Genomic DNA, 6,123 nt, shown 5'->3' with positions numbered 1-6,123 from the left:
GGCGCTGCGGGCGCACGCACAGACGGACGGGAGGCACGGTGCCAGCTGGCACCGTGCCTCCCGTCCGTCCCGGCGCGCGTCTACAGCGCGGCCAGCGCCTCGTTCAGCGTCGCCGACGGGCGCATCACGGCGCTCGTCTTGGCGTCGTCCGGCCGGTAGTACCCGCCGATGTCGGCGGGCTTGCCCTGGACGGCCACGAGTTCGTCGACAATGGTCTGCTCGTGCTCGTCGAGCGTCGAGGAGAGGCCCTGGAACGCCGCTGCGAGTTCGGCGTCCTCGGTCTGGCGGGCGAGCTCGTCAGCCCAGTACTTCGCCAGGTAGAAGTGGCTGCCGCGGTTGTCGATCGTGCCGATCTTGCGGCCCGGGGACTTGTTCTCGTCGAGGAACGTGCCCGTGGCGCGGTCGAGCGTGTCCGCGAGGACCTTCGCCCGCCCGTTGCCCGTCACACCCGCGAGGTGCTCGAACGACACCGCGAGCGCGAGGAACTCACCGAGGGAGTCCCAGCGCAGGTAGTCCTGCTCGACGAGCTGCTGCACGTGCTTCGGGGCCGAGCCGCCGGCACCGGTCTCGAACAGCCCGCCGCCACCGAGCAGCGGGACGACCGAGAGCATCTTCGCCGAGGTGCCGAGTTCCATGATCGGGAACAGGTCGGTGAGGTAGTCGCGGAGGACGTTGCCCGTGACCGAGATGGTGTCCTCGCCGCGACGGATGCGCTCGAGCGAGAAGCGCATCGCGTCCTCGGGCGACATGACCTCGATCTGCAGGCCGTCGGTGTCGTGGTCGCCGAGGTACGTGCGGACGAGCCCGATCAGGTTGGCGTCGTGCGCGCGGGTCTCGTCGAGCCAGAACACGGCGGGCGAACCCGTGGCGCGGGCACGCGTGACCGCGAGCTTCACCCAGTCGCGGATCGCCACGTCCTTGGTCTGGCACGCGCGCCAGATGTCGCCCTGCTCGACCTCGTGCTCGATGACGGTCTCGCCGCCGCTCGTGACCACGCGGACGCGACCGGCAGCCGGGACCTCGAAGGTCTTGTCGTGCGAGCCGTACTCCTCGGCCTTCTGCGCCATGAGCCCGACGTTCGGCACCGACCCCATGGTCGACGGGTCGAAGGCGCCGTTCGCGCGGCAGTCCTCGATGACGGCCTGGTAGATGCCGGCGTAGCTCGAGTCGGGGATGACCGCGAGGGTGTCGTGCTCCTCGCCGTCCGGGCCCCACATGTGGCCGGAGGTGCGGATCATCGCGGGCATCGAGGCGTCGACGATGACGTCGCTCGGGACGTGCAGGTTCGTGATGCCCTTGTCCGAGTCGACCATCGCGAGCTCGGGGCCGGCGTCGATGCCGTCCGCGAACGCCTGCTTGATCGCGGCGCCGTTCGGCACGCTGTCCAGTCCGGCGAGGATCGACCCGAGGCCGTCGTTCGGGTTCAGCCCGGCGGCGGCGAGGTCGGCGCCGAAGCGCTCGAACACGGACGGGAAGAACGCACGGATGACATGGCCGAAGATGATCGGGTCGGAGACCTTCATCATCGTGGCCTTGAGGTGCACGGAGAACAGGACGCCCTGCTCCTGCGCGGCGGCGATCTGGTCGCGGAGGAACGCCTCGAGCGCCCGGACGTGCAGCACGGTGCCGTCGACGACCTCGCCGGCGAGGACGGGGATCGACTGCTTCAGCACGGTGGCCTCGCCGTCCTGCCCGACGAACTCGATGGTCAGGGTGTCGTCGGCGGGGGCGATCCACGACTGCTCGTTCGAGCGGAAGTCGTCCACGCCCATCGTCACGACGTTCGTCTTCGAGTCGGCGCTCCACGCGCCCATGCGGTGCGGGTGCTTCCGGGCGTAGTTCTTCACCGACAGCGGCGCGCGACGGTCCGAGTTGCCCTCGCGGAGCACCGGGTTGACGGCACTGCCCTTGACACGGTCGTAGCGGGCGCGGACGTCGCGCTCCTCGTCCGTGCTGGGCTCGTCCGGGTAGGCGGGCAGGTCGTAGCCCTGCGCCTGCAGTTCCTTGATCGCGGCCTTGAGCTGCGGGATCGACGCCGAGATGTTCGGCAGCTTGATGATGTTCGCCTCGGGTGTCTTCGCGAGTTCGCCGAGCTCGGCCAGGGCGTCGTCCAGGCGCTGCTCGTCACTGAGGCGCTCGGGGAACTGGGCGATGATCCGGCCGGACAGCGAGATGTCCCGCGTCTCGACGTCGACGCCGGCCGTGCGGGCGAACGCCTCGACGACCGGGAGGAACGAGTGGGTCGCGAGGAACGGTGCCTCGTCGGTGAGGGTGTAGATGATCTTGGCCATGCTGGCGGGTACTCCCTTGTTCAACCGTCGGTACATCCACGCTACTCGGGGTGCGGGATGTCTCGACATCAAGATACCTGGTCCGGCTCGTCTGCGACAGACGTCCGGCTCGTCTCCGGCAGACGTCCAGCGGATGTCCGGGAGGCACATCGGACGCTCTTGGGCACATCGCGTTCCATGGTCTCCCGCAGGACCGACAGGAGCGCGACATGGGCAGGGAACGACGGACACCGGCCGACTTCGGGTGGACCGCTGACGACCTGCGGTCGGCCTACGCGGTGGACGGCAGCGGTCCGCACCGGTACGCACCGGACGGCGCCGGGCCGTTCTCGTACGACCCCGACGGGTCCGGACCGTGGCTCGTCGGCCCGGAGCCGCGGCGCGGGGCAGCGCGCTTCGCCCCACGCTCCCGCGGATCCGCGTCGCGACTCCGTCGACTCGGGACGACCGTGACGGCCGGCGCGCTCGCGCTCGCCCTTGCCGTGGGGAGCGTCGCCCTCGTGGCGCACCACGCTCCTCCACACCCGGGGGTGCAGGCGTCAGCCGTCCACAGCTCGGCGGACGACGCCTCCTGAACCGGAGCGTCGCGCCAGCCTGGACGCATGACCGAGCGAGTGGCTGATCAGGCGGTGATCCGGAAGACCCGGACGCCCGAGGCGCGCAGGCCCGCGACGCCCAGGCGGTCCCGTAGGTTCCGGAAGGGGCGCTCGAAGCCCGACGACGCCGATGCGGCGCCGATCTGGTGCAGCACCTCGGACGTCAGGGTCCGCTCGACCTTCGGCGCCAGCCGGGTCACCCCGGAGACGGTGATGACGACTCGGACCGCGTTCGGCGCGAGCAGCGGCGCGATGAGCTCGGCGGCCTCGTGCGCACGGTGGAACGCGGGGTCCTCGCCGGGACGGCGGATCGCGATGACGGCGAGCTCGGCCTCGGCGGAGCAGTGCGGATCGGGCAGGTCGTCCACGCCGACGACGCGCATCCGGGTGGCGTCCACCCCGGCCCGCACGGCCGCGGCGCGGAGCACCGGGAGCAGCTCCTGGGAGCCCGCGAGCACGACCTCGGCGGTCGCGAGGTCGATCGGTTCGTGTCGCTCCCGCGGCGTTCGGGCCATGGCGCAGGTCCTTCCGGTCGCTGGACTCGGACACTACCGATCCCGCACCCAGCCGGCACGCAGCGCACGGATCGGATCAGGAGCCTCCCAGCCGTTCGGTAACGGGAAGATCACGACGGGGCCTGTACAAAGCGACAGACTCGTGCAGAATGGTGGGCGGCCATGACGACGACACACGACCACGACCAGCAGCAGCCGGGGACCCCGGTCGTGCACCTGTCCCGTCGCGCTGCCCTCGAGGCCGAGCGCGCCGCGGCCCGGAAGCCCGCACGCCGCCCCCGCCCCGACGCCCCCAGCACCTCCGCTCCCTCGGCTGCGACCGCCACCCCCGCAGGTGCGACCCCCACGCCGACCACGAAGCGCGCGGGGGAGCGCGTCGCCGCCGCCCGCGTCGCCACCGAGCACGTGGACGCCCGGATCACAAAGGTCGTCCGCCGCCGGAACGTGACGCCCGTGACGGCCGTCCCCCGTGCCTCCCGCCCGACCCGCAGCCACCGCGCCAGCCGCATCACGCTCACCAGTGCGGCAGCGGCCCTCGCGATGTTCGCCGCGTCGGCGATGCCGGCGCACGCGAGCGTCGGGTCCTCGACCGCGACGTCGACCATCGCGCCGATCATCCGCACGCAGGACTACGCGGTGACCCAGGCCGTCGCTGCGAACGGTCTCGACCGTGACGGGTTCACCGTCGGCGGCGGCACGGCCGGTTCACCCGGCACGTCGGTGTCCTACGGCGGCGAGGTCCGGTCGCCGTTCCCCGGTCCGGTGCGGATGAGCTCGGGCTTCGGGTACCGCTCCGCTCCGTGCGGCGCCTGCTCGTCCCTGCACCAGGGGCTCGACTTCAACCCGGGCATGGGGGCGCCGATCGGAGCCGTCGCCGCGGGCAAGGTCCGGGTCTCCGGCACGTACTTCTCGTACGGCACGGCGGTCATCATCGACCACGTCATCGACGGCCGGAAGGTCGCGACGCTGTACGGGCACATGATCCCGGGCTCGTCGCCGCTCAAGGCAGGCGACACGGTCGAGGCGGGGGAGTTCATCGGCAAGGTCGGGTCCTCCGGCGTCTCGACCGGCGCGCACCTGCACCTCGAGGTCCTGATGGACGGCGTCACCCCGATCGACCCCGAGGCGTGGCTCGAAGCCCGGATCGGCCGCTCCCTCACGACCTGACGGCGGGCCGCATCCCGCGTGCACAGCACTCGTGCAGCACGGGTGCGGTGATGTCCCAGTGATCCTGTGCAGGATCACAGCCATGGACGATCACCACAGACCGCCCGCCCGTAGTCGACCCGTCGAGGTGTCCCGCTGATGGGCACCGACACCTGGATCGCCTTCGGGCTCGTCATCCTCTTCGTGCTCGTCGGCGGCGTGTTCGCCGCTGCCGAGATCGCCCTCGTCTCGCTCCGTGAGTCCCAGCTGCAGCAACTCGAACGCCGTGGCTCCCGCGGGGCCCGGGTCGCCGCGCTCGGCCGGGACCCGAACCGGTTCCTGTCCGCCGTGCAGATCGGCGTCACGGTGGCGGGGTTCTTCTCGGCCGCCTACGGTGCGTCGTCGATCGCCCCGGACGTGGCCCCGCTGCTGATGGGCATAGGTCTCGACCGCGGCGCCGCCGAGGCGATCGCCCTCGTGCTGATGACCCTCGTCATCGCGTACCTGTCGCTCGTGTTCGGCGAGCTCGTCCCGAAGCGGCTCGCCCTGCAGCGTGCCGAGGGCTTCTCGATGGCCGTCGCGCCGACGCTCGACCGCTTCGCGACCGCCATGCGCCCGGTCATCTGGGTGCTGTCGAAGACCACGAACGCCGTCGTCCGGCTGCTCGGCGGCGACCCGGACGCCCGCAGCGAGTCGATGAGCACCGAGGAGCTCCGCGGCCTGGTCGAGGACCACGACGCCATCGACGCGCAGGGACGCCGGATCGCCCGGAGCGCCCTCGACGCCGGTGACCGCATCCTCCGCGAGTCGATGCGCCCCTGGTACGACGTCTCGACGATCGACGCCGCGATGACGATCGCCGACGCCACGGACCACGCCATCGAGGTCGGCCACACCCGGTACCTCGTGACCGAGGGCTCCCGCGACGACGTCGCCGGCTTCGTGCACCTCCGCGACCTCCTGCGCCCCGCCGACCCGACGGCTTCGGTCGCCACGCTCGTGCGGCCGGTGCTCGCCCTGCCGGAGACGAAGTCGCTCTCCGGCGCGATCGCCGACATGCGGACCGACGGACACCAGATCGCCCTCGTCGTCGACGAGTACGGCGGCAGCTCCGGCATGGTCACGCTCGAGGCGTTGCTCGAGGACCTCGTCGGCAGGATCAGGGACGAATGGGACACGGCCGAGTACGACGAGCCCGCTGCCGAGACCGACGGCATCGACGGCGCGACGGTGCTCGAGGACCTCGCCGCCGACGGTGGCCCGCAGCTGCCCGACGGCGACTACGAGACCATCGGTGGACTCGTGCAGGTCCGCCTCGACCGGGTGCCCCGCGTCGGTGACGTCGTCGAGGCCGGGGACCACCGGCTCGAGGTCACCGCCATGGATGGTCACCGCGTCGCGCGGGTCCGGATCACGCTCCGCGTGCCCGCGTCGGCAGGGCCGCCCGCCCCGGTCGCCCAGGCCTGACCCACCGGACGGGAGGCACGGTGCCGGCTGGCACCGCGCCTCCCGTCCGTCGCGGGTGACCGGCTGACGGACTGGAAGCACGGTGCGGGCTGCTGTCTCTTATACACA

5 protein-coding genes are annotated in these 6,123 nt (G+C 71.6%); 3 read left to right on the top strand and 2 right to left on the bottom strand.

The window, feature by feature from the left end; genetic code table 11:
- Positions 1 to 80 precede the first annotated feature (80 nt).
- Positions 81 to 2,291: an NADP-dependent isocitrate dehydrogenase gene (locus HUN59_RS01165; RefSeq protein WP_174777267.1), complete on the bottom strand. Its 2,211-nt coding sequence runs from the start codon at positions 2,289 to 2,291 to the stop codon at positions 81 to 83.
- Positions 2,292 to 2,500: 209 nt separating this feature from the next.
- Between HUN59_RS01165 and HUN59_RS01160 the strand changes: the two genes are divergently transcribed.
- On the top strand, positions 2,501 to 2,866 hold the full coding sequence (locus tag HUN59_RS01160; protein ID WP_058742424.1) for a hypothetical protein: 366 nt from the start codon (positions 2,501 to 2,503) through the stop codon (positions 2,864 to 2,866).
- A gap of 47 nt (positions 2,867 to 2,913) precedes the next feature.
- Here the strand turns inward: HUN59_RS01160 and HUN59_RS01155 are convergent, their stop codons facing one another.
- The gene (locus tag HUN59_RS01155; RefSeq protein ID WP_058742425.1) at positions 2,914 to 3,402 is read right to left on the bottom strand and encodes a hypothetical protein; all 489 of its coding nucleotides are present in this window, start codon (positions 3,400 to 3,402) and stop codon (positions 2,914 to 2,916) included.
- A gap of 162 nt (positions 3,403 to 3,564) precedes the next feature.
- Here HUN59_RS01155 and HUN59_RS01150 point away from each other — a divergent pair, with 162 nt between their 5' ends.
- Both HUN59_RS01150 and HUN59_RS01145 read left to right on the top strand, forming a co-directional pair.
- The gene (locus tag HUN59_RS01150; protein ID WP_174777266.1) at positions 3,565 to 4,569 is read left to right on the top strand and encodes a M23 family metallopeptidase; all 1,005 of its coding nucleotides are present in this window, start codon (positions 3,565 to 3,567) and stop codon (positions 4,567 to 4,569) included.
- Between the two features lie 138 nt (positions 4,570 to 4,707).
- Positions 4,708 to 6,015, top strand: coding sequence for a hemolysin family protein (locus tag HUN59_RS01145; RefSeq protein ID WP_174777265.1), 1,308 nt, complete (start codon positions 4,708 to 4,710; stop codon positions 6,013 to 6,015).
- The last annotated feature ends 108 nt before the right edge of the window (positions 6,016 to 6,123 follow it).

The sequence above is a fragment of the Curtobacterium sp. Csp2 genome, from assembly GCF_013347165.1.
Note: the sequence above shows the minus strand (reverse complement) of the source record. Positions and strands in the feature narration are given on the sequence as shown.

Excerpts from the sequence above, each read along its gene's own strand:
- HUN59_RS01165 (WP_174777267.1), bottom strand. The coding sequence starts at position 2,291 with ATGGCCAAGATCATCTACACCCTCACCGACGAGGCACCGTTCCTCGCG.
- HUN59_RS01160 (WP_058742424.1), top strand. The coding sequence starts at position 2,501 with ATGGGCAGGGAACGACGGACACCGGCCGACTTCGGGTGGACCGCTGAC.
- HUN59_RS01155 (WP_058742425.1), bottom strand. The coding sequence starts at position 3,402 with ATGGCCCGAACGCCGCGGGAGCGACACGAACCGATCGACCTCGCGACC.
- HUN59_RS01150 (WP_174777266.1), top strand. The coding sequence starts at position 3,565 with ATGACGACGACACACGACCACGACCAGCAGCAGCCGGGGACCCCGGTC.
- HUN59_RS01145 (WP_174777265.1), top strand. The coding sequence starts at position 4,708 with ATGGGCACCGACACCTGGATCGCCTTCGGGCTCGTCATCCTCTTCGTG.